18 protein-coding genes are annotated in these 20,811 nt (G+C 41.6%); 4 read left to right on the top strand and 14 right to left on the bottom strand.

The genetic code is table 11. The annotated features are described in order from the left end of the window. The first annotated feature begins 298 nt into the window (after positions 1 to 298). On the top strand, positions 299 to 1,453 hold the full coding sequence (gene ytvI, locus AYJ08_RS10610) for a sporulation integral membrane protein YtvI (RefSeq protein WP_064017697.1): 1,155 nt from the start codon (positions 299 to 301) through the stop codon (positions 1,451 to 1,453). A gap of 202 nt (positions 1,454 to 1,655) precedes the next feature. On the opposite strand, the gene AYJ08_RS10605 is transcribed toward ytvI, so the two are convergent. From AYJ08_RS10605 to AYJ08_RS10560, 10 genes are all read right to left on the bottom strand, one after another. Then, positions 1,656 to 2,060, bottom strand: coding sequence for an FxsA family protein (locus AYJ08_RS10605; protein WP_022583804.1), 405 nt, complete (start codon positions 2,058 to 2,060; stop codon positions 1,656 to 1,658). Between the two features lie 40 nt (positions 2,061 to 2,100). Continuing rightward, positions 2,101 to 2,541 carry an acyl-CoA thioesterase gene (locus tag AYJ08_RS10600; RefSeq protein ID WP_064017696.1) on the bottom strand — a complete coding sequence of 147 codons (441 nt, stop codon included), beginning with the start codon at positions 2,539 to 2,541 and terminating at the stop codon, positions 2,101 to 2,103. A gap of 105 nt (positions 2,542 to 2,646) precedes the next feature. Then, the gene (pyk, locus tag AYJ08_RS10595) at positions 2,647 to 4,401 is read right to left on the bottom strand and encodes a pyruvate kinase (protein ID WP_031411126.1); all 1,755 of its coding nucleotides are present in this window, start codon (positions 4,399 to 4,401) and stop codon (positions 2,647 to 2,649) included. A 119-nt stretch (positions 4,402 to 4,520) separates the two neighbouring features. Next, positions 4,521 to 5,480 carry a 6-phosphofructokinase gene (gene pfkA / locus AYJ08_RS10590; protein WP_064017695.1) on the bottom strand — a complete coding sequence of 320 codons (960 nt, stop codon included), beginning with the start codon at positions 5,478 to 5,480 and terminating at the stop codon, positions 4,521 to 4,523. A gap of 392 nt (positions 5,481 to 5,872) precedes the next feature. Continuing rightward, entirely contained in the window at positions 5,873 to 6,832 is a 960-nt protein-coding gene (accA, locus tag AYJ08_RS10585) for an acetyl-CoA carboxylase carboxyl transferase subunit alpha (RefSeq protein ID WP_003339135.1), read from the bottom strand. Continuing rightward, complete coding sequence (accD, locus tag AYJ08_RS10580; RefSeq protein ID WP_031411128.1) at positions 6,832 to 7,716, bottom strand: acetyl-CoA carboxylase, carboxyltransferase subunit beta; 885 nt, start codon at positions 7,714 to 7,716, stop codon at positions 6,832 to 6,834. Before accD ends, accA begins: the two co-directional genes overlap by 1 nt. Positions 7,717 to 7,736: 20 nt before the next feature. After that, complete coding sequence (locus tag AYJ08_RS10575) at positions 7,737 to 7,919, bottom strand: hypothetical protein (protein ID WP_003335246.1); 183 nt, start codon at positions 7,917 to 7,919, stop codon at positions 7,737 to 7,739. A 73-nt stretch (positions 7,920 to 7,992) separates the two neighbouring features. Beyond that, positions 7,993 to 8,664, bottom strand: coding sequence for a FadR/GntR family transcriptional regulator (locus tag AYJ08_RS10570; RefSeq protein WP_031411129.1), 672 nt, complete (start codon positions 8,662 to 8,664; stop codon positions 7,993 to 7,995). Between the two features lie 73 nt (positions 8,665 to 8,737). Next, positions 8,738 to 9,976: an NADP-dependent malic enzyme gene (gene ystJ, locus AYJ08_RS10565; RefSeq protein WP_064017694.1), complete on the bottom strand. Its 1,239-nt coding sequence runs from the start codon at positions 9,974 to 9,976 to the stop codon at positions 8,738 to 8,740. A gap of 147 nt (positions 9,977 to 10,123) precedes the next feature. Then, positions 10,124 to 13,588: a DNA polymerase III subunit alpha gene (locus AYJ08_RS10560; RefSeq protein WP_064017693.1), complete on the bottom strand. Its 3,465-nt coding sequence runs from the start codon at positions 13,586 to 13,588 to the stop codon at positions 10,124 to 10,126. A gap of 185 nt (positions 13,589 to 13,773) precedes the next feature. On the opposite strand from AYJ08_RS10560, the gene AYJ08_RS10555 reads away from it, so the two are divergent. Then, entirely contained in the window at positions 13,774 to 14,085 is a 312-nt protein-coding gene (locus AYJ08_RS10555; protein WP_035317946.1) for a YtpI family protein, read from the top strand. A gap of 310 nt (positions 14,086 to 14,395) precedes the next feature. Beyond that, a complete protein-coding gene (locus AYJ08_RS10550) occupies positions 14,396 to 14,770 on the top strand; it encodes a helix-turn-helix domain-containing protein (protein ID WP_003339140.1) in 375 nt (124 codons plus the stop codon). 136 nt (positions 14,771 to 14,906) lie between these two features. On the opposite strand, the gene AYJ08_RS10545 is transcribed toward AYJ08_RS10550, so the two are convergent. From AYJ08_RS10545 to mscL, 3 genes are all read right to left on the bottom strand, one after another. Next, entirely contained in the window at positions 14,907 to 16,217 is a 1,311-nt protein-coding gene (locus AYJ08_RS10545; protein ID WP_064017692.1) for a DRTGG domain-containing protein, read from the bottom strand. Between the two features lie 286 nt (positions 16,218 to 16,503). Continuing rightward, positions 16,504 to 16,845, bottom strand: a complete 342-nt coding sequence (locus AYJ08_RS10540) for a YlbF/YmcA family competence regulator (protein ID WP_064017691.1) — start codon at positions 16,843 to 16,845, stop codon at positions 16,504 to 16,506. A gap of 98 nt (positions 16,846 to 16,943) precedes the next feature. Next, the gene (gene mscL, locus AYJ08_RS10535) at positions 16,944 to 17,405 is read right to left on the bottom strand and encodes a large conductance mechanosensitive channel protein MscL (protein WP_064017690.1); all 462 of its coding nucleotides are present in this window, start codon (positions 17,403 to 17,405) and stop codon (positions 16,944 to 16,946) included. Positions 17,406 to 17,954: 549 nt separating this feature from the next. On the opposite strand from mscL, the gene nhaC reads away from it, so the two are divergent. Continuing rightward, positions 17,955 to 19,370, top strand: a complete 1,416-nt coding sequence (gene nhaC, locus AYJ08_RS10530; protein WP_064017689.1) for a Na+/H+ antiporter NhaC — start codon at positions 17,955 to 17,957, stop codon at positions 19,368 to 19,370. Positions 19,371 to 19,577: 207 nt separating this feature from the next. On the opposite strand, the gene AYJ08_RS10525 is transcribed toward nhaC, so the two are convergent. After that, the gene (locus tag AYJ08_RS10525; RefSeq protein ID WP_064017688.1) at positions 19,578 to 20,735 is read right to left on the bottom strand and encodes a DUF445 domain-containing protein; all 1,158 of its coding nucleotides are present in this window, start codon (positions 20,733 to 20,735) and stop codon (positions 19,578 to 19,580) included. Between the last annotated feature and the right edge of the window lie 76 nt (positions 20,736 to 20,811).

Genomic DNA, 20,811 nt, shown 5'->3' with positions numbered 1-20,811 from the left:
TTCTTGATAAATCTTCTCCCCCTATTCTTTTGCGAAAAAATCGAAAAAAAAGAATTTTCTTTTTGCATAAAGTAAAAGGCAGGAAAGTAAGACATAAGATATATAACGGGTAAACTAGAAAAGAAAGAGTAAAACAACAAAACATGATTTCGACACCAATTATAAAAGATATTGACGATTTTGTGAATGATAAAAATTCAAACAGTTATACTTTAGGCTCAAAATGTCTTAAAACTTGCGTAAAATGTACCTCTTCCTGCATAATAATACGTGACAGAAAAAGTGAAAGTTTAATGAATTGATAGATCAGGAGGGAACTACACTGACCCCGGAAACTTGGCTAACGCGCCTTTTTCAAGGCATTCGTTTTTTATGGGTGATTCTTTGCATCGTGGCCTTGTATTTTGCAGTCATCAAGATCACTCCTCTTATTTACCCATTTATTATCTCTTTAATCATTGCGATAATTGTAAACCGCCCAGTCACTAATTTAACGGAACGGCTTCGCTTTCCCCGCTGGCTGTCCGTAACAGTAGTTTTGCTGCTTTTGCTGCTTATTGTCACTGGGGTCATTACATTGGTGATCAATACGACCGTAAATGAAATCGGAAATTTGGTCAAGTTACTCCCTAGACTTTCCGTAGAGTTTACTGGATATATCCAAAATTTTTTAGCCCATGATTTTATCGCTAATTTATATCATCGGTTCCAGTTTTTCTATACACAACTGGATATAAACTCTCAGACTACTATTGATTCTAACGTAAAAGAAGCACTGCACACGATTAGCAATAGCTTTCAAACTATTATCGTGGGAGCTTTATCTGGCATCAATGCCTTCCTTTTGTCACTGCCAAGCTTAGGTACGGTATTTGTCATCTCCTTGTTAGGTGCATTTTTCTTGAGTAAGGATTTTTACCTGTGGAAATCACGCATGCACAAGATTTTACCCACTGGTGTTAATCATCGAATGGATCAAATCGTCTTAGACTTGCGTTCCGCATTGGTAGGGTTTTTAAAAGCGCAGCTTACTCTTATTTCAATTACCGCAGCCATTGTCATTATTGGTCTTTTGCTTTTACGTGTGGAGTATGCGATTACGATAGGGTTATTAACCGGTCTGGTCGATTTGCTACCATATTTGGGCACAGGTACAGTCTTTGTACCATGGATCATTTTCTTGTTCTTTAAAGGGCAATACGGGCTTGTAGTAGGTCTTTCTGTCTTGTATGGCATCGTTGTGATCTTCCGTCAGATTATCGAGCCAAAGATTGTTGCTGAAAATGTGGGACTAGACCCCTTGCTCACATTGGTAGCCCTATTTGCGGGCTTAGAATTGTTCGGTGTGCTAGGCTTGATTATTGGACCGGTTAGTTTAGTGATTATCAACGCTTTAGTCAAGGCGAAAATCTTTGAAGATTTATGGATGTATATCATAAAAGGGAAATTGTAACTAGCGTAATTCGTAATACGATTGTATTACAGCTTCCCTGAGTTAAAGGCGCCACAGCATTTGGACTTGGCGCCTTTTTCATATGTTCAACGGCACAATAAGTAGCCTCCTGGCTTTTCAGATACTCTTGGTTACCCCACACACCATCTCCTGTTCAACAAAAAAGAGGCCCGCTCCCATCAGGTCGCAAGCCCCTCTTTTATTATCTTCTAAAATGAATAAACTTGATCATTTTCCCAGAAGCAATCATCGACATAATCCATGCTTTTAAGAAATAGCGCAATATCATTCTCGTATATGGTATTAAAAAGATAATACCAATGATATCAGTGAAAAATCCAGGAAACACAAGTAAAAAACCGCCAAATAGAATAAACAAGCCATCCAACAGTGCGTCAGTCGGCATTTGCCCTCGAGATAGCTGTAGCTGTAATAATTTTAAGGTCTGAGTTCCCTGATTTTTAGCAAGATATGCCCCTACCACTGATGTTAAAATGACCAACAGGATCGTCCAAGGTCCTCCAATCACTTTTCCTACTGCAATAACTCCCCAAATTTCCAAAATCGGTATGATTAAAAAAAGCACAAACAAAATTCGTAACCACATGGGCATATCACTTCCTCTGCCGATTAATCAAACCAATTCTTTACCCGAGATATTTTTCATACTCAGCTTGTAAACAGGAATACAGCTCTGGAAACACTTTAGGAAGACGGATTGGTTTTATTTGTGGATTCGTAAAAACATGCTCTGTCTTCCCTGACACTAATAATTTATTGTCATTGACCCGATAAATCTCATAACCAAAGTTCATACGGATGGGCGTTACATGCTCAATAAACGTGCGGATTTCAATCTTATCATCATAGCGTGCTGGTGAATGAAAAGATAAGGTTGCGTTGGTTACTGGCAATAGTACGCCTTTCTCCTCTACCCCTTTATATGATATTCCAGCTACTTCTCTAATATATTCAGTTCGTCCAAGTTCAAACCATGTTAGATAGTTTGCATGATATACGATTTGCATTTGATCTGTTTCGCTGTAGCGAACCCGAAGCTGATAGGTATGATAAAAAGCTGGATTCATTTCATTATAGCCTCCTAACTTCGTAAAGCCTTCTCTCATATAGTAGCACAAAAAGGACCATCGAATAATCTCGATAGTCCTTTTCTTTCTAGAAACGAACGCCCCTTACAGTACAGGAGCCATACCAGTAAAGATTTTACCGCGTTCTGAATCAACAGTTACTTCCATGCCATCCTTAAAGATAGCTGTAGCATTGTTTACACCGATTACAACAGGTGTATTTAGGTTCAAGCCGACAATAGCTGCATGAGAAGTAAGTCCGCCTTCTTCAGTGATAACTGCTGCCGCACGTTCAAATGCAGGAATCATATCAGAATCAGTGCCTAGACATACCAAGATGGAGCCTTCTTGTACTTTGTTCATTGCCTCTTCTGCTGTGCGAGCAACGACAACATTACCAGTCACTACTGCTTGCCCAATACCTTGTCCTTTAGCAAGCACATCGCCAATTACATGGATTTTCAATAGGTTGGTTGTACCTGTTTCACGAACCGGAACACCCGCTGTAATTACAACCAAATCACCGTATTTAACCATACCTGTTGTCAAAGCTTCACGTACAGCGATGTCAAACATTTCATCTGTTGTTTCTGCTTGCTTCGTTACAACTGGGTACACTCCATACATTAGGGAAAGACGACGAGCAACACCTTGATGTGGAGTTACTGCGATAATTGGTGCTTTTGGACGGTATTTAGAAACAAGACGAGCTGTATGTCCACTTTCTGTAGAGGAGATAACTGCTGCTGCATTTAGATCAAGAGCGGATTTTACTACTGCTTGAGAAATTGCGTCTGTTACTGTTACACGGTTGCAAGTTGCATGAGCCTTCATTACTTCACGATAGTTCAAGCTTTGCTCTGCACGTAGAGCGATGCTGTTCATGGTTTGAACCGATTCTACTGGATATTTACCTGCTGCTGTTTCACCAGAAAGCATGATAGCGTCTGTGCCGTCATAAATCGCGTTCGCTACGTCACTTGCTTCTGCACGAGTTGGACGTGGGTTGCGTTGCATGGAATCCAGCATTTGTGTTGCTGTAATAACTGGTTTACCTAGCAGGTTACATTTTTGGATCATCATTTTTTGGCAAACAGGAACTTCCTCAACAGGAATTTCTACACCAAGGTCTCCACGAGCTACCATTAAACCATCGGATACTGCCAAAATTTCATCGATGTTGTCAACACCCTCTTGGTTTTCAATCTTGGAGATGATGTCAATTTTTGCTCCATGCTTATCTAGGATTTCACGGATTTCCAATACGTCTGAGCCCTTGCGCACAAAGGAAGCAGCGATAAAGTCAACGCCTTGCTCGATACCAAACTTGATATCTGCAGCATCCTTCTCAGTGATGCCTGGCAGGTTGATAGAAACTCCAGGAACGTTTACACCTTTTTTGCTTTTTAGAGTACCGCCGTTTTTGATAACACAAACGATTTCCGTACCTTCAATTTTTGTAACTTCCAAGCCGATTAGACCATCATCGATTAGAATTTGGCTACCTACTTTTACATCGTTAGGCAGGTCAGGATATGTGATTGATACACGCTCAGCTGTTCCAGCCATCTCTTGAGTTGTTAAAGTGAAGGTGTTGCCCTCTACTAGCTCTACAGCGTCTACAGACATGCTTCCTGTACGGATTTCAGGTCCTTTCGTATCTAGTAGGATAGCTACCAATTTACCTGTTTCTTTTGCTGCCTGACGAATATTTCTGATACGAGCGCCATGCTCTTCAAAATCACCGTGAGAAAAGTTTAAACGGGCTACATTCATACCCGCGTTAATTAGTTTTTTTAGTGTTTCCACCGATTCGGATGCCGGTCCAATAGTACATACGATTTTTGCCTTGCGTAACAAAATAATCCCTCCAAAAATTGCTTAGTAATTCTTGTTTTGCAAAAGAACAGGGCGTTCATTACCTAACTAGATGCATGAGAACGCCACTGAAATTGTTATGCTTCTTGAAAAGTTACCAATTAAATGGATAGAGAACGCGCTAATTGGTAAATTGACAAGTCTAGTTGATGTTTTTGATCAAGCGCTTCATCAATGTCAACGTCTACGATGTTATTGTTCTTAATTCCAACCATGCGATCCGCTTTGCCATCAAGCAGCAAATCTACAGCAGCTGCACCTAAACGACTTGCTAACATACGGTCGAAAGCAGTTGGAGAACCACCCCGTTGAATATGTCCTAGAACAGTGACACGAGTCTCCCAGCCTGTTTCTGCCTTGATGACATCTGCGAACTGAGAAGCTTGGCCTACCCCTTCTGCCACAATAATGATGGAATGCTTTTTACCGCGGCGATGTCCTGAACGTAGTCGCTCCAGAATATCCTTCATATCCGTATCTGCCTCAGGGATGATGATGGATTCTGCTCCAGCAGCTAAACCAGCCCACAGAGCCAAGTCGCCTGCATCGCGCCCCATAACCTCAACAATGTACGTACGCTCATGTGAAGTAGCTGTATCGCGGATTTTGTCAATGCATTCTACTACAGTGTTTAATGCTGTGTCAAAGCCAATTGTAAAGTCAGTGCATGGGATGTCATTATCAATAGTACCCGGAACACCAATTGTTGGGAAGCCAAGCTGCGTTAGTTTTTGCGCACCGCGGAACGAACCGTCACCGCCGACAACAATTAGACCTTCAATTCCGTGTTTCTTTAATTGCTCAACCGCTTTTGCTCGTCCTTCTTCCGTTCTGAACTCGTCGCTACGAGCTGTGAAAAGCATTGTACCACCACGATGAATAATGTCACCTACAGAACCAAGGGTTAATTCCTTGATGTTACCGCTAATAAGACCATTATATCCATTGTAAACTCCAAAAATCTGAACGCCCTTGTAAATAGCTCGACGTACCGCAGCACGGACAGCCGCGTTCATACCTGGAGCATCGCCACCACTAGTTAAAACAGCAATTTTTTTCATCGTACTCACCTCTTCATTTTCTCCTTTCCTTAGGATGGCTCTCTGCATCATTTTCTATTGGTAACGAAAATGAGAAACCTGGGGAAAATTTTGTTAACAAAATGCTTGCCAACAGTCAACAAACACCAAATTCATACAATCGAAACCACAAATATTCACCCAATAATTAGGAAAACAAGATGGTGTTATACCAATTCGGTAAATTAGTCACGCAGTATGTATAAATGGCGTATATTGATAGGCTGTTATACAACAAACTTCCGGTTTTAGCCACTCCATTTTGGAATTTGTGTCATACTTTTTGTTAGTTTTTCTTTTTTTGCCAAGATCGTCTTCCGAATACTGATTCTAACAGATTTTTAGCGTCTAAAAAAGCAAAAAACTCCCCTTTTTTATGAAAGGGAAGTAAATGTGCCAATTTGTTTAAATTTGTTATAACGATGCTGTACTAATTCTTTAGGGGACAGTTTTTCCAGCTCAGCTAAACCATTAAGCAACGACTGTTTAATAAAACCTGCTTGTTGGATTAAATCACGATGTGCCCCACCAAATGGTTCTGGAATGATTTGATCGATGATACCTAATTCTAATAAATCTGGGGCAGAAATTTTCATGGTTTCGGCTGCCCGCATAGCGAGACTAGAATCTTTCCATAAAAGAGCCGCAGCTCCCTCTGGAGAGATAACCGAATAAACGGAGTTCTCAAGCATATAGATATGGTTACCGACACTAATGCCTAAAGCTCCTCCACTACCACCTTCTCCGATGACCACGCAAATAATGGGCACCGTGAAATTAGCCATCTCAAGCAAATTTCGAGCAATCGCTTCGCTCTGTCCGCGCTCCTCTGCTGCTTTACCTGGATAAGCCCCTTGCGTATTAATAAACGTAATGATCGGTCGACCAAATTTCTCAGCCTGCTTCATTAATCGCAACGCTTTACGATAACCCTCTGGATGAGCCATACCAAAATTACGGCTAATATTTTCTTTGGTATCTTTCCCCTTTTGATGACCGATAACAGTGACAGGTCGGCCTTCTAGGCGTGCAATACCACCAACAATCGCCAAATCATCTCCGTAGGAACGATCCCCATGTAATTCCATAAAATCAGTAAAGATATGCTTGATATAATCAAACGTAGTGGGACGCTCTGGATGACGAGAAATCTGCACGCGTTGCCACGGGGTTAAATTCCCATAAATTTGCTCGGCCAAATCCTTCGCTTTTTCCTCTAGGCGCTTTACTTCATCTGTAAAATCAATTCCTTTTTCTTCTGTAAACTTACGTAGTTCTTTAATTTTATCGTGCAGCTCTACTAATGGTTTTTCAAATGAGAGATCTGTTGCCATTATTCTCCCTCCCTATGTGTGTGCAAAGCGACCAATGTACCTAAAGTATCTCGCATATCTTTGCGATGCACTACCATATCAAGCTGCCCATGCTTTAATAGAAACTCCGCAGTTTGGAAATCCTTTGGAAGCTCCTGACGAATCGTTTGTTCAATGATACGACGACCAGCAAACCCAATCTGAGCACCTGGTTCGGCAATATTAATATCGCCAAGCGAGGCAAAGCTGGCAGATACACCACCGGTAGTCGGATGAGTTAATACGGAGATAAACAACAAGCGTTCATTTGCCATTTGAGCCAATGCAGCGCTGGTTTTTGCCATCTGCATCAAGCTGATCATTCCTTCCTGCATACGTGCTCCACCAGAAGCAGAGAACAGGATAAACGGCAGCTTGCGCTCAATAGCGCGTTCAATTGCCCGTGTAATTTTTTCACCAACAACTGCGCCCATGCTTCCCATCCGAAAACGTGAATCCATGACACCTAACACAACAGGCATCCCCTGAAGCAGACCCTCGCCCGTAATAACCGCTTCGTTCAAATTTGTTTTGGTACGATCTTGTTCTAATTTATCTTCATAACCCGGAAAATTAAGAGGGTTATCTGAAATTAAATTAGCATCAAATTCTTCCGTAAAGCTACCATTATCCAGTAGCGATTGTACGCGCTCTGGAGAAGATAAAGGAAAATGATGCTGACAGCCTTTGCAGACTCTTAAATTCTTCTCCAAATCCTTGGAATAATGAATGGTTCCACAATGAGAACATTTATTCATAAGACCTTCTGGAACCTCTTTAGGTTCAACAGTCGGAACTTCTTGCGTCATTGACACGCTTGGTACAGTCGCAAATTTGCGCTTTTTCCCAAAAAGATCTTTGAGCACACTATCACCTCACATTTGTTTCAGTGAAGAACCGTGCCGAGAACCTCTTGCACTTCGGACAGTTCGCCTTCTGGCACCAGTATCTCATATTGCTTGGATACTTTAGCCTCACGAACCTTCACCAGAAATCCTTCACTTGTTAAACGGTGTTGAATACGTTCGGCAATCTTGGCGCTAGGAGCGATGTAGATGACGGTCCACATGATAATCCTCCTTACTGCTGTAAATCTGACAATCTGTGCCTCATCATATCACAGCCCCTACAGCACCTGCAATTTATAACATGCTGTTGTCAAGATGTACCTTCATATATTCCATCGCCTTTACTGCGTTACCTTCGCGAATTGCCTCCATAACTTGCACATGTTCCTGATGAGCAATACGCGCTCTTCCTTCACGTGCTAATGAGTCTTTGCGAATCCCGCCACTATATTCCACGAGCGGAGCCCATATCCGGTGTAAGACAGAATTGCGGCTCGATCTGCATATGACCCGATGAAATAAGTAATCTTCTTCCCAAGGAATCTCTCCTCGCTCCAACTTATCCCAAGCAGAATCCAAAATGCGCTCCATTTCCTCAAAGTGCCTAGTCCCTGCTCGGGTGCACGCAAGACGTACAGCATCCAGTTCTAGAATCTTACGCATTTCTACGAGATCTTTTTTGGTTTTTGCATCACGTAGAATGTAAGAGCCTAATAAATCAATCAACCGGTTATGCCGATAATGCTTTAAAAAAGTGCCTTCCCCACGTCTTGTCTCTATTAGACCCAACAGCTCTAAAGCTCGTAGCGCCTCACGTACAGAGGAACGCCCAACACTTAATCGCTCGGAAAGCTCTCGCTCTGAGGGGAGCTTATCCCCAGGACGTAAATTCTCTTCTGCAATGATTTCGTTCAATTGCATGAGAATTCCTTCATACACTTTCCGATTGGTGGAGGAGTCTGTCATCGTACTCCACTCCTTCGGCTAAAAATCAGGAGAAGGCGATTGCTATCGCCTTCTCTTATACGGCTACTTCCTATTATTGATCTGAGAAAGCAGAAAGTTTTACGGTTTTAGCTTTTATTTCTTCTAAATCAACATTAATCCGAGCTACACCGCTATCCATCGCAGCTTTAGCAACCGCGGCTGCTACATTCGCAGCAACACGAGGATCAAACGGAGCTGGGATAACAAAATCAGCGTGTAGCTGATCTCCCTCGATTAGATCAGCGATAGCATGTACCGCCGCTAATTTCATTTCTTCATTGATTTGAGTCGCTCTTGTATCCAGCGCACCGCGGAAAATGCCTGGGAATGCTAGTACATTATTAACCTGATTCGGGAAATCGGAGCGTCCTGTTCCTACTACTGCCGCTCCTGCCTTTTTAGCCTCATCCGGCATAATCTCAGGTGTAGGATTAGCCATTGCAAAAATAATCGCATCACGATTCATAGATTTAACCATCTCAGGGGTAACAGCTCCTGCTGCGGAAACACCAATGAATACGTCAGCCCCAACCATTGCATCTGCTAGCTCGCCTTCGATTTTGTCACGGTTTGTTAGTAAGGCAATTTCTTCTTTCACTGGATTCATACCAAATTGGCGACCTTCATACACAATTCCTTTTGTATCGCACATAATTACTTCTTTTACACCCATGCTAAGTAAAAGTTTAATAATTGCAATACCAGCGGCTCCAGCACCGTTGGCAACTACACGGATATCTTCTATTTTTTTATTCACTAATTTTAAAGCATTGATGAGACCCGCAGCAGTTACAATGGCTGTTCCGTGCTGGTCATCGTGGAAAATTGGAATGTTGGTTTCTTTTTTCAGACGTTCCTCGATTTCAAAGCATGCAGGTGCTGCGATATCTTCTAGGTTTACGCCTCCAAAAGTTGGCTCTAGAAGCTTTACTGTTTCAATAATCTTCTCTTTGTCCGTTGTATTTAAGCAGATCGGGAATGCATCTACTCCAGCAAACGATTTAAATAATACCGCTTTTCCTTCCATAACAGGCATTGCAGCTTCTGGACCGATATTACCAAGTCCCAGCACGGCCGTTCCGTCACTAACTACAGCTACCAAATTACCTTTCATGGTATATTCGTACACTTTGCTAGGATCATTAAAAATCTCTTTGCAAGGTTCGGCTACACCAGGCGAGTATGCTAGGCTTAAATCATGTGCATCGCGCACTGGCACCTTCGTAACTGCTTCTAGCTTTCCTTGATGTACTCTGTGAAGTTCAAGAGCTTCTTCTCTTAAATTCGACACCTAAATCACTCCATTCTCGCCTGAGTAAATTACCCATATTGTTGTATGTCGAAGTGGTCAGACCACTCAAACGCCGTTACTGTTCATTATATCAAATCATTTCCAACTGTAAACCTGCTATAAAGCGCAAAAAAGGGAGGACTTCGTTCATCCTCCCCCGTTTATGGGTAATTCTTTCTGAATTACACACTCATCTCCCACTATTTCTTTCATTTTCTCAAGTATTTCGATATTTGCTTCCACTCGATATTCGTTTGGCAGGCGTAAAATTTGTTTTTTCTGCTCGTAATAAAGCAGAACTGGGGTCATTCCACTGTGCTTGGTAAACAATTCTTTTAACCGAACCAGGGTATCGCCTCTTTCATGCTCTGGAGAGATTTTAATAAATAATACGCTTTCCATCTGTGGCTTAGGCAATGCTTTTCCGTCCCAGATCCTGTTAGCGATCAATTTAGGCGTATCTCCCTGACGATCTATACGTCCTTCAATCACAATGATCGCCTCTTTATATAAAAAGGTTTGGGCCGTTTGAAATATTTTCGGAAAAACAACTACCTCTACTTGAGCCGTTTTATCTTCTACCTGTAGAAATGCCATCGGGTCGCCTTTTTTTGTTTGAATTCGCTTAGCCTCTGTTATCATCCCTACAATTTTTACTACATGCTGATGCGGTAAGTCATCCATACCAGGGATCATGGTTACTTCTTTATGCTGTGTTAAATAAGAATAGGGATCGAGTGGATGACCGGACAGATAGACACCTAATAGCTCTTTTTCCTCTTTTAAGCTCTGTATATGCGAGAAGGGAGGAACCTCTGGATATTCTATCTTTTCTGGTTCTGGTTGATTCCCTTTATTATCAGAGCCGGCTTCACTTGTAAATGCAAACAAATTTAACTGAGCAGCTTCTTTGTCTTTTCGACGTGTACCACCCTTCTCCATGGCTTCATCAAGCATCAATAAAAGCTGAGCTCTATGACCTGGCAATGAATCCAGTGCGCCACAAATAATCAAAGACTCAATCACACGGCGGTTAACCAATCGACTGTCTACTCTTGAACAAAAATCAATCAGATCTGAAAACGGAGCTTTTATCCGTTCTTTGACAATTGACTCGATTGCACCATATCCTACATTCTTGACAGCAGCCAGTCCGAAGCGAATCGCCTGCTTATCTGGCTCAACGCTAAATAATGCTTCACTGGCATTTACGCAAGGAGGAAGCACTGTTAGTCGCAAGCGCTTTGCTTCTTCTACATATTCCGCAATCTTCCCTTGGCTGCCAATCGACATGGATAGTAATGAGGCCATAAAAGCTAGTGAATGATTCGCTTTTAAATACGCCATTTGATAGGCAATAATCGCATACGCTACTGAATGGGCTTTATTAAAACCGTAATCGGCAAATTTAACAATCAAATCATAAACCTCATTGGCAAGCTGCTCCTCATATCCTTGGGCAATGCTGCCTGCCACAAATTTCTCACGTTGTTCCATCAATAGCTCACGTTTCTTTTTCCCTACGGCCCGCCGTAAAATATCAGCCTCACCTAGAGTAAAGCCTGCCATTTTAGAAGAAATTTGCATGATTTGCTCCTGATAAATAATAAAGCCGTGCGTCTCTTGCAAAATTGCTTCTAAATCGGGATGAGCGTAGTGCACGGGAGTTTTCCCATGCTTGGCTTTGATATAATCGGGGATAATCTCCATAGGCCCTGGACGATATAAAGCAAGAACAGCCACGATATCACCAAGACAGGTCGGCTTTAAATCTCGAAGCACATTGCGGATTCCCGCTGACTCTAGCTGAAACACACCTGTTGTTTCACCGCGTGTCAGCATTGCAAAGCTTTTTGCATCCTCCATTGGCAATGAGTCTAATGACAAAGGGATGCCCTGACGGTTCATTTCCTTTAACGTTTCCTGAATAATCGTCAGATTGCGTAGACCTAAAAAATCCATCTTCAGCAAACCGACCTGTTCTAGAATATCCATTGGGAACTGAGTAAGTAATAGCCCCTCACTCCCCTCTTGCAGGGGTACGTATTCTGTTAAGGGTTCACGTGAAATAACTACCCCGGCCGCATGCGTAGAAGCATGGCGCGGCAATCCTTCCAATCCCCTGCCTAGCCGGATCAGCTTGGCTACGTCTCGATTCTCCTCAGTCAAACGCTCTAAGTCAGGATTAAGCTTGAAGGCCTTATCAAAGGTCATAGATGGAGATTGTGGAATCATTTTCGCTACGCGATCTACCAAAGCAAGTGATAAGCCTAGAGCCCGGCCAACATCACGAACAGCCGCCCGTGCAGCAAGTGTACCAAAGGTAATAATCTGCGCCACCCGATCATGACCGTATCTGTCTGCTACATAATGAATAACCTCGTCACGACGCTCCACTGCAAAGTCAATATCAATATCAGGCATAGTTATGCGCTCTGGATTGAGAAAACGCTCAAACAACAGATCATGAGCAAGCGGATCTACATTGGTAATGGAGAGCGCGTAGGCGACCAAGCTGCCTGCCGCTGATCCTCGACCCGGACCGGTAGCTATTTTTTGCTCATGAGCATATTTCATAAAATCCCAAACGATTAAAAAGTAATCGGTAAAGCCTGTCCCTGTTATGACAGATAGTTCATAATCTAAGCGTTCCCGCACCTCGGCATGCAGAGCACCGTAACGCTTGACACAGCCTTCTTCACATATTTGTCGCAAATATTGCTCCGCCTCTACTCCCTCTGGTAACGGAAACCGCGGCAAAATGTGCTGGTCTAACTGAATTTCCACCTGACAGCGTTCCGCTATACGAAGGGTGTTTTGCAGTCCCTCTTTCGCGTAGACAAACAGACTAGCCATCTCTTCTGCCGATTTAAGATAATATTCCTCCGTCTCGTAGCGAGATCGGTTAGCATCTGTAATGGTTACACCTTGGCCGATAGCGAGCAGAACGTCATGCAGCTCTGCTGCCTGCTTTTCCACATAATGCACGTTATTTGTGACTACCAGCGGAATTTGTGTCGCCTCATGCAATCTCAATATACGTTGATTTAGGCGACGCTCTTTCTCTGTCCCATGATCCTGAAGCTCCAGATAAAAGCGCTGTGGGCCAAAAACATCAGCATACCAGCTAGCAGCTTGTCTTGCTGCCTCTATATCGCCTTCTAATAAAAGCTGGCTAATCTCTCCTTCTGTACAACCACTTAGCGCAATCAGGCCGTTTGCATATCTCTTCAGCCTTTCTCGATTGATTCGCGGCAGCACTTGATAGCCCTCTGTATGAGCAATTGTAGATAACTGAATTAAATTTTTATAGCCTTGCTCATTCTCTGCAAGTAATGTCAAATGATAAGGGGCCTTGGCATGTCGTGTCACCCGATCACGCAAATCTCCATCAATTAGGTAAATTTCCATGCCAATAATAGGTTTAATTCCTTTCTCAAGACATGCTTTATAAAAAGGAATGACTCCGTATAGATTCGCATGGTCCGTAATTGCTAAGGCCGGCATCTTAAGCTCAGCAGCCTTTTGCACCAATTGATCAATCCGTGCGGCGCCATCTAATAAACTAAATTCGCTATGCACATGTAAATGAACGAAGGATGCTGTCATCATCTTGCTCCTTCCCTACTGATCTTCGTATATCCCTATTATACCCGAAGGAGCAATTGAGGCGAACCTTTATTCGTGTAACAGAAAGATAGAACTTGTAAGAACATGCGAATTTTTCCGTCAATATGTATGCTATAATACAGATGTCATGATATGTTCATTTAAAAAGGAAGGGTAGGTGTTGCATGATGTGGTTTGCTATTTATTTTACCGGTATGATTGCCTCCCTCATCATGGGAGTCTACTATAGCATTAACGCTCGTCGTCGTGGTCTTCATCCATTGCAATCCCGTATGACACTTGGAAAAATGAATATCTCCTTAGGCTGCCTGCTCATCTTATTTGGTCTCAATCAATTTTCCTTTCAGGACTTAGATGGAATTCGGATTGGGGTTGCTTTTGTAATGCTGTTGGTAGGCATTATTAATCTCGTGCTTGGTACAAAACACTATATCCGCAACAAACAAGAATGGTTACGAGTAGCGGAAACACTAAAATAAAATGATCTATAAAGTAACAAAAAACTGCCATCCTTTCCAAACGGAAGAAGGATGGCGGTTTTTTTACTATTGTGATAACGAAAATAAATGGGTTATCATATATTGATCTTTACAAATAATATACTTATCATAAATATAAAGGCCAGCTATCTCTTTTTCTCATAACACAATATAATGAAGAATGTTTGAAAATTTTTTGGACAGATGTAACAGGAGGTTTGATTTACTCGTCATATAATGAGGAATAAATTCAGGTCTGTTCATGAGTGTGTAAGCAAGCCTGCGAGAATTTTGTTTAGGAGCAATTTGTATGGAGAGAATTGGGTTCGTAATGAAAGAAGCACGGATTTCAAAAGGGATTAGCCTAACAGATATTCATCAGAAAACAAATATCCCGTTGTCTTATTTGGAGGCAATCGAACAAGAAGAATTTTCTAAAATTCCTCATCAAGTGTATGTCCAAGGATTTGTGAAAAGTTACGCTAGCGTTTTAAAACTAGATGTCTCAGCTTATATGGACCAGCTACCAAAGCCGGAGCCTTCCGCTCCGCCCAACTATATTACGCATCAACGGAAATGGAAACTAGGCAGTTTTTTCTTTTCCGGCACAGGTTTTTGTCAATTGCTTGTCGTGATCTTTATGCTATTCATCGCTGGTGTAACCTATATGGGTTTTCGTATGTAAGAAGTTGTTGGTAAATGCTCATATGATTTGTAAAGTCCGATCGTTCTTACTACTCTCAATTCAAAAAATTTCACGTTTCCACAGCGCAAAAACCGGAGCAGGAAATCCATTCCTCGCTCCGGTTTTATCATCTGCATTATCTTTCCAAAACCTGCGCTGTAACCATTGCTTTTCCTACCATTTGATCGCGGTGGAACACTTCTACCTCCACCTTGCCAAAGCGGCGGCTCACATCTAGCAAACGCGGTTTTATCTTTAATTGACTTTCAATCTGAACTGGCTTTAAGAAATAGACGGTAATGTTCTCCGGCACCATATCACCACGTCGATGTCGGCGCAATTCATTACAGGCTACTTCTGTCATGACGGTCGTCAATACGCCACTTGCAATTGTTCCCAAATGATTGGTCATCTGAGGAGTTACATCACCAATGTAGGAGACTTCATCCCGATCCTTTTCTTCTCGGAACTGACTCATGATCATATTTGGAAAGGTTTCGCTTAATTGCGGTTGTTTCTGCATGTATTGCAACGCTTTCAGAACTTCCTGACGTGTAATGACTCCCAGGAGCTTTTTGAAATTATCCACAACCGGTAACAATTCGATTCCTTCCCATGCCATCAAATGAGCGGCGGAAGCGACAGAGACCCTTGGTGACGTCGTAATGGGGCTGCGTGTCATCACTTTATCCACAGTAACATCATCTTCATTACCTATAATATCCTTAGATGTCAGGATACCAACTAACCGGCGAAACTCATCGACTACAGCAAAACGTGTCTCTTTATATTTTTCTGTGTACAAATGCCATTTTTTCACTTGATCTGTAGGCAATAAAACGGGAACCTCATCTAAGGGTTTTACAATATCCTCTACCATGACAATCTCTTTTTTGATAAGACGGTCATAAATAGCACGATTTAATAAAGAAGCCACACTGAATGTATCGTACGTAGTAGAAATAATCGGTAATTCTAGCTCGTCTGCTAGCGCTTTAACTTCCTCACTTGTATCAAATCCGCCGGTAATTAATACAGCCGCACCATTTTGTAAAGAAAGACGATGGGCCTGCTCTCGGTTTCCAACAATTAATAAGCTACCCGGTTGGATATATTTGACCATGTTTTCTAGCTTCATGGCACCTATCAAAAATTTATGTAAAGTCTTATGTAAACCCTCTTTACCACCCAACACACTGCCATCCACAATATTTACTACCTCGGCAAAAGTTAAACGATCAAAGTTTTCCTTATGCTTTTTCTCAATCCGGACAGTTCCTACCCGTTCAATGGTACTAACATATCCTTGTACCTCGGCCTCTTTGATCGCGCGGTAAGCCGTTCCTTCGCTTACTTCAAGATCCTTGGCGATCTGTCGGACAGAAATCTTAGTTCCGATGGGAAGGCGATCAATATGTTGTATGATTTGTTCGTGCTTTGTTGCCAAGTTAGCCACCTGCCCTTTGTTTACCGTTTTTACAAATGAAGGATATTATATAGTTATCATACGAATCATGTATGTACTTCATTAACTTAAAAAGGCTCCTTGCAACAATTTTACCCCATGCCTAGACAAAAAAAAAGGGTGTAACGGCGCCCGTTACACCAAATCACGTATATAATTTAAGGGGGTTTTCATCATGTTTTTATCTTATCCCCTTAATATTACAGGAATGTTACAAACGAATTACAAATGCATTTCATTTCATTCGTTCTTTGTTTACAAACAAAAATTACTGTTCAATACCGTACAGAACCTGTAGAGGCTCAGCTATGATGCGATTAACATCCTCCATAATCTGTCCAAGAACGCGCTCTGCTTCTAGCACCTTACGGATTTCTTGATGAAGCTGAACTGTTTCATACAATTTTTGGATTTGCTCCATATCTGCTTGACCTACTTCTTGTCCGCTCATTTGCTTCATCTGCAATTCAAATTGTTTTTGACGAAAATCAGCTAGCATGCGACTAGCCTCTGGATCTGCACTCACGTTTTGTTGAGCAGCTAGAAATGCTTTGTACTCGTCGCTATCTTTAATGGCACGTGCCAATTCATGTGCTTTATCGTAATTCACAGTATTCCCTCACTTTTATATTAGGATGTATTGTAAGTAGTGTAACAGATTTGCTTTTAAACTGACAATCTTTGGTTACTTATCTTCTCCTCTAGCTATTAGGCTGAAGGATGTCCATCCACTAATTGAGAGGTACATGCTGGGCAACGCTTTGCCTGTAAAGGAATGCTAGAAATGCAATATGGGCACTCCTTGGTCGTAACTGCTTCTTCTTGCTTGATTTCTTCCTTTTTCTTACGTAGCTTATTTAACTGTCTAATCACAATAAAAATACTAAAGGCTACAATGAGAAAATCCAAAACAGAATTCAGGAACAGACCGTAGTTTAGTGTAGCTGCACCTGCTTTTTTTGCCTCTGCTATTGTATTATAATGAGTTCCAGACAAGTTTATAAACAAATTAGAAAAGTCGATACGTCCTAAGAGTAAACCAACCAATGGCATAATTAAATCATTAACTAGAGAAGTAACAATTTTACCAAAAGCTCCTCCTATCACAACACCGATCGCCAAATCTACGACGTTGCCCTTCATCGCGAATTCACGAAATTCTTTCCACATATTCATCACCTTTCTTCTGCACTATACATTGTAGTATTATGACTAAAACCAAAGGATGAAACAACTATCAAACTCTCGATTTTCTCCATTACTTTCATTATAAACAAGAGAACGACTCAAAAAAACGCTTCATTCAACCATAAAGGAAGCGTTAAGGAATCTTCTTTTTAACCGATGTTTTTTGTTTCTGGTAACAAAATTGTAATTCATCAAATCCATATAGGTAGTTTAAAAACAGATTAACAGTTTGGCTGCAATTGGCCCAGAGCCTGTTCCTATTGGCTGTGGTTAAGAGGGCGATTTTCATTTTCACAATTCATTGCTCCTAATTACTTTTAGCTGTTTCGCCCCACTAATCGTAAGAAATGAAAAAAAGGTTACACTCCTTTTTACGTACAGAAAACAAAAATTTTTTTAGCCTCATTGTAAACTTTCCGTTTTTCATGTACACTGATATTATAAATAATTAACTTTAGTGCTTGAAAGCGTATAAGCGTTAAAGTAATACTAAACAAATTTTACCAATAACAGAAAAAGGAGGTCACTCAGATGCAGCATCAACCATCATCTAATTGGACAAAAATTCCAGATTCACTCGCTCTTATTCTCATTTTATTGGTGGTGATTGGTTATCTAGTGCTCAATCTGCAGGCCCCTCCGCAAATCGCTATCTTATTGTGCATCATGATCTCCGTCGCCTTTGGGTTTTGTAAAAGAATACCGTGGAAGGTAATGGATAAAGGAATTCGAGAAGGAATTATTTCTGGCATTCCTTCTATAGTAATTTTTTTGCTGATCGGAGTATTAATTGCGGTTTGGATTGCCTGCGGAACGATTCCAACCATGATTTTGTACGGATTCTCTCTTATTTCCGCTGACTACTTTCTGGTTACCGTTTTTGTTATGTGCGCGCTCGTTGGAACTAGTATTGGAAGTGCCTTTACGACAGTAGCTACTATCGGTGTTGCCTTTCTTGGTATGGGTAAAATGCTTGGAATTGATTTGGCGCTGATTTCAGGGGCTATTATTTCTGGAGCATTCTTCGGAGATAAAATGTCGCCATTATCAGATACAACCAATCTGGCTCCCGGGGTCGCAAAAGTAGATTTATTCGAACATATTCGTCATTTGATGTGGACCACTATTCCTGCGTTTATCATTTCTTTAGTGCTCTACTTTTACTTGGGGAGTTCTGTTACAAGTCAGGTTCCACTAAATTTTGAAACCATCCGTAAGGGCTTGGAAATGAGCTCATTTATTCACTGGAGTACATTCCTGCCACCATTGCTTTTATTTTTTATGGCTTACAAACGGATTCCAGCTATTCCTGCTCTATTTGCAGGAATTGTATCCTCCTTACTATTGATTTTAATTACTCAACCGAATCAATCATTGGTTTCTTTATTAACCATCATGCAAAATGGCTTTGTTTCAACAACTGGGCAAGCTGAAGTGGATTCTCTTCTATCACGCGGGGGTCTTCAAAGTATGCTATCGTCCGTCGCACTGATCTTATTAGCATTAGGTTTAGGCGGAATCTTATATGAAATCGGTGTGATTTCTAATCTGGTTTCCTGTATTCAGCGGTTTGTAAAAACTCGCGGACGACTGATTTTTTCTACTGCTATGTCAAGCCTTAGTATTAATGTGCTGGTTGGGGAGCAATATCTGTCCATTATTTTGCCAGGGAGAGCCTTTCTTCCAAGCTTTGAAAAGCTAGGGCTAGCCCGTAAAAATTTGTCGCGTGTGCTAGAGGATGCGGGGACAGTTGTTAATCCACTGGTTCCTTGGAGCGTATGTGGAGTATTCTTAACGGGAGTGCTAGGAGTCGGAACTCTGGAATATCTGCCTTATGCCTTCTTCTGTCTACTGTGTCCAATTATTACTGTCATTCTGGGCTTTACGGGAATTGGAGTTCCAAATGAAGTATCTGTACCCAAGACACAAGAACAATCAAAAGTGTAAATAATGGAATATACTATCAGAGTAAGAGCGGTTTGTCATTCATGTGGCAAATCGCTTTTGTTTTAACATAAGCAGGTATCTCCATCACAATAATAGAGGAAGAAGGGGCCAGATGGAGAGGCCCAACCAATGTTTTCTTGCTTTCATTGGTATGGCTCTCCTCTTCATTACTTGTCCCCTTCTTACAATTTTTTATTTTTATTTGTTTTATGTTAAAAAGTTAAGTAAGCCTTGCACAAGTCCGATAATTGCTCCCAGTACAAAACCTAGTACTGTAATCATGCGGAATTCCCTTCCCGAAATGCCGATGATCATTTCCTCTAGTCGCTCTAATGGAAATCCCTCTACTTGTTTCGTAACAATTTCCTTGATCTGAAGAGAATCGAACAGTCTATCTACGTTTTCCTCTAATCTCCCTGTAAACCACTGGGCAACTCTTGGTAACCAGTATGTAGCTATTTGTTCCTCGAATGTAAGAAGGACTTCTCCCACACGCTTGTCCAATAACCCAATTCCCACTTCTTCACCTTTAGCGAACAGCTTCTCTTTCCACTTGCTCAATTCTTCTTGGCTTATCATCCCAAGAAAATCACTTATCGGGCGCTCCAGTTGCTTATTCATTTCTAGATGAAGTGTCGATTTTAATTTATCGATAAGCTGTGGATTGCTTAGGATTGATTCCAAGTGGGGCATAATCTTGGCAACCAACTTCTCGTCCCCTAAGAACATCCCCACTAAACCGCCCAACATGCCTCCGCTTCCCCCTACAAGTTGACGAATCAAGGCTTGAACCTGAGCTTGACCTTCTGGCGCATGCAGATAGTCCTTTAATCGGCTAATGAGCATGTCCCCAAATTGATCTACAAGTAGCTCCACTTTATTCAGGATTTCTGGTGAAAGCATTGACTCTGCCGTCTTATCCTCTATGCCTTTTAGCCAATTTGTCACACGCTCATCGTAGACCGAATATACGTTTTTTCTTATTTGCGGAGCTAGCCTATCTCCATCTACTAATGCATTTGGCATAGCTTTTTCGATTAGCTCACGAAAGGTTACATCGCTAGCTATCCATTTTTGCAGGAGTCCCTTTGCTATGTGTATAAGCTTTTGTTCTACTCCTGCTGCTCGTAATCCCTGTCTAACCCCTTCCTTTGTCAGCAGGTGATTCTCCACTAATTTCCCCATTTCAATTGAGATTTGCTTATGTCGTCTTGGGATAAGACCTGGGGTAAAAGGAACTCGAAATCCGCCTATTTTTATCTCACGATGGGGGCGAAACAGCATCCGGATAGCCAGATCATTCGTAATGCCACCAATAGCTGAGCCAATCCCTACATTGAGAAGTAATGTTATCCAAGCATTCATGTTTCTACTCCTATCTGGAACCAATTATTTTTAGAACTCATAAGATAGACTAACCTAACGCCTATGGAAAGGGGAT

The organism is Brevibacillus sp. SKDU10 (assembly GCF_001645205.1).
In the GTDB taxonomy this organism is placed as follows: Bacteria; Bacillota; Bacilli; order Brevibacillales; family Brevibacillaceae; genus Brevibacillus_B; species Brevibacillus_B halotolerans.
Note: the sequence above shows the minus strand (reverse complement) of the source record. Positions and strands in the feature narration are given on the sequence as shown.

What these genes read in the sequence shown, in the direction of transcription:
- AYJ08_RS10605 (WP_022583804.1), bottom strand. Translation starts at nt 2,060, where the DNA reads ATGTGGTTACGAATTTTGTTTGTGCTTTTTTTAATCATACCGATTTTG.
- AYJ08_RS10600 (WP_064017696.1), bottom strand. Translation starts at nt 2,541, where the DNA reads ATGAATCCAGCTTTTTATCATACCTATCAGCTTCGGGTTCGCTACAGC.
- pfkA (WP_064017695.1), bottom strand. Translation starts at nt 5,480, where the DNA reads ATGAAAAAAATTGCTGTTTTAACTAGTGGTGGCGATGCTCCAGGTATG.
- accA (WP_003339135.1), bottom strand. Translation starts at nt 6,832, where the DNA reads ATGGCAACAGATCTCTCATTTGAAAAACCATTAGTAGAGCTGCACGAT.
- AYJ08_RS10575 (WP_003335246.1), bottom strand. Translation starts at nt 7,919, where the DNA reads ATGTGGACCGTCATCTACATCGCTCCTAGCGCCAAGATTGCCGAACGT.
- AYJ08_RS10570 (WP_031411129.1), bottom strand. Translation starts at nt 8,664, where the DNA reads ATGACAGACTCCTCCACCAATCGGAAAGTGTATGAAGGAATTCTCATG.
- AYJ08_RS10560 (WP_064017693.1), bottom strand. Translation starts at nt 13,588, where the DNA reads ATGATGACAGCATCCTTCGTTCATTTACATGTGCATAGCGAATTTAGT.
- AYJ08_RS10555 (WP_035317946.1), top strand. Translation starts at nt 13,774, where the DNA reads ATGTGGTTTGCTATTTATTTTACCGGTATGATTGCCTCCCTCATCATG.
- AYJ08_RS10550 (WP_003339140.1), top strand. Translation starts at nt 14,396, where the DNA reads ATGGAGAGAATTGGGTTCGTAATGAAAGAAGCACGGATTTCAAAAGGG.
- mscL (WP_064017690.1), bottom strand. Translation starts at nt 17,405, where the DNA reads ATGTGGAAAGAATTTCGTGAATTCGCGATGAAGGGCAACGTCGTAGAT.
- nhaC (WP_064017689.1), top strand. Translation starts at nt 17,955, where the DNA reads ATGCAGCATCAACCATCATCTAATTGGACAAAAATTCCAGATTCACTC.
- AYJ08_RS10525 (WP_064017688.1), bottom strand. Translation starts at nt 20,735, where the DNA reads ATGAATGCTTGGATAACATTACTTCTCAATGTAGGGATTGGCTCAGCT.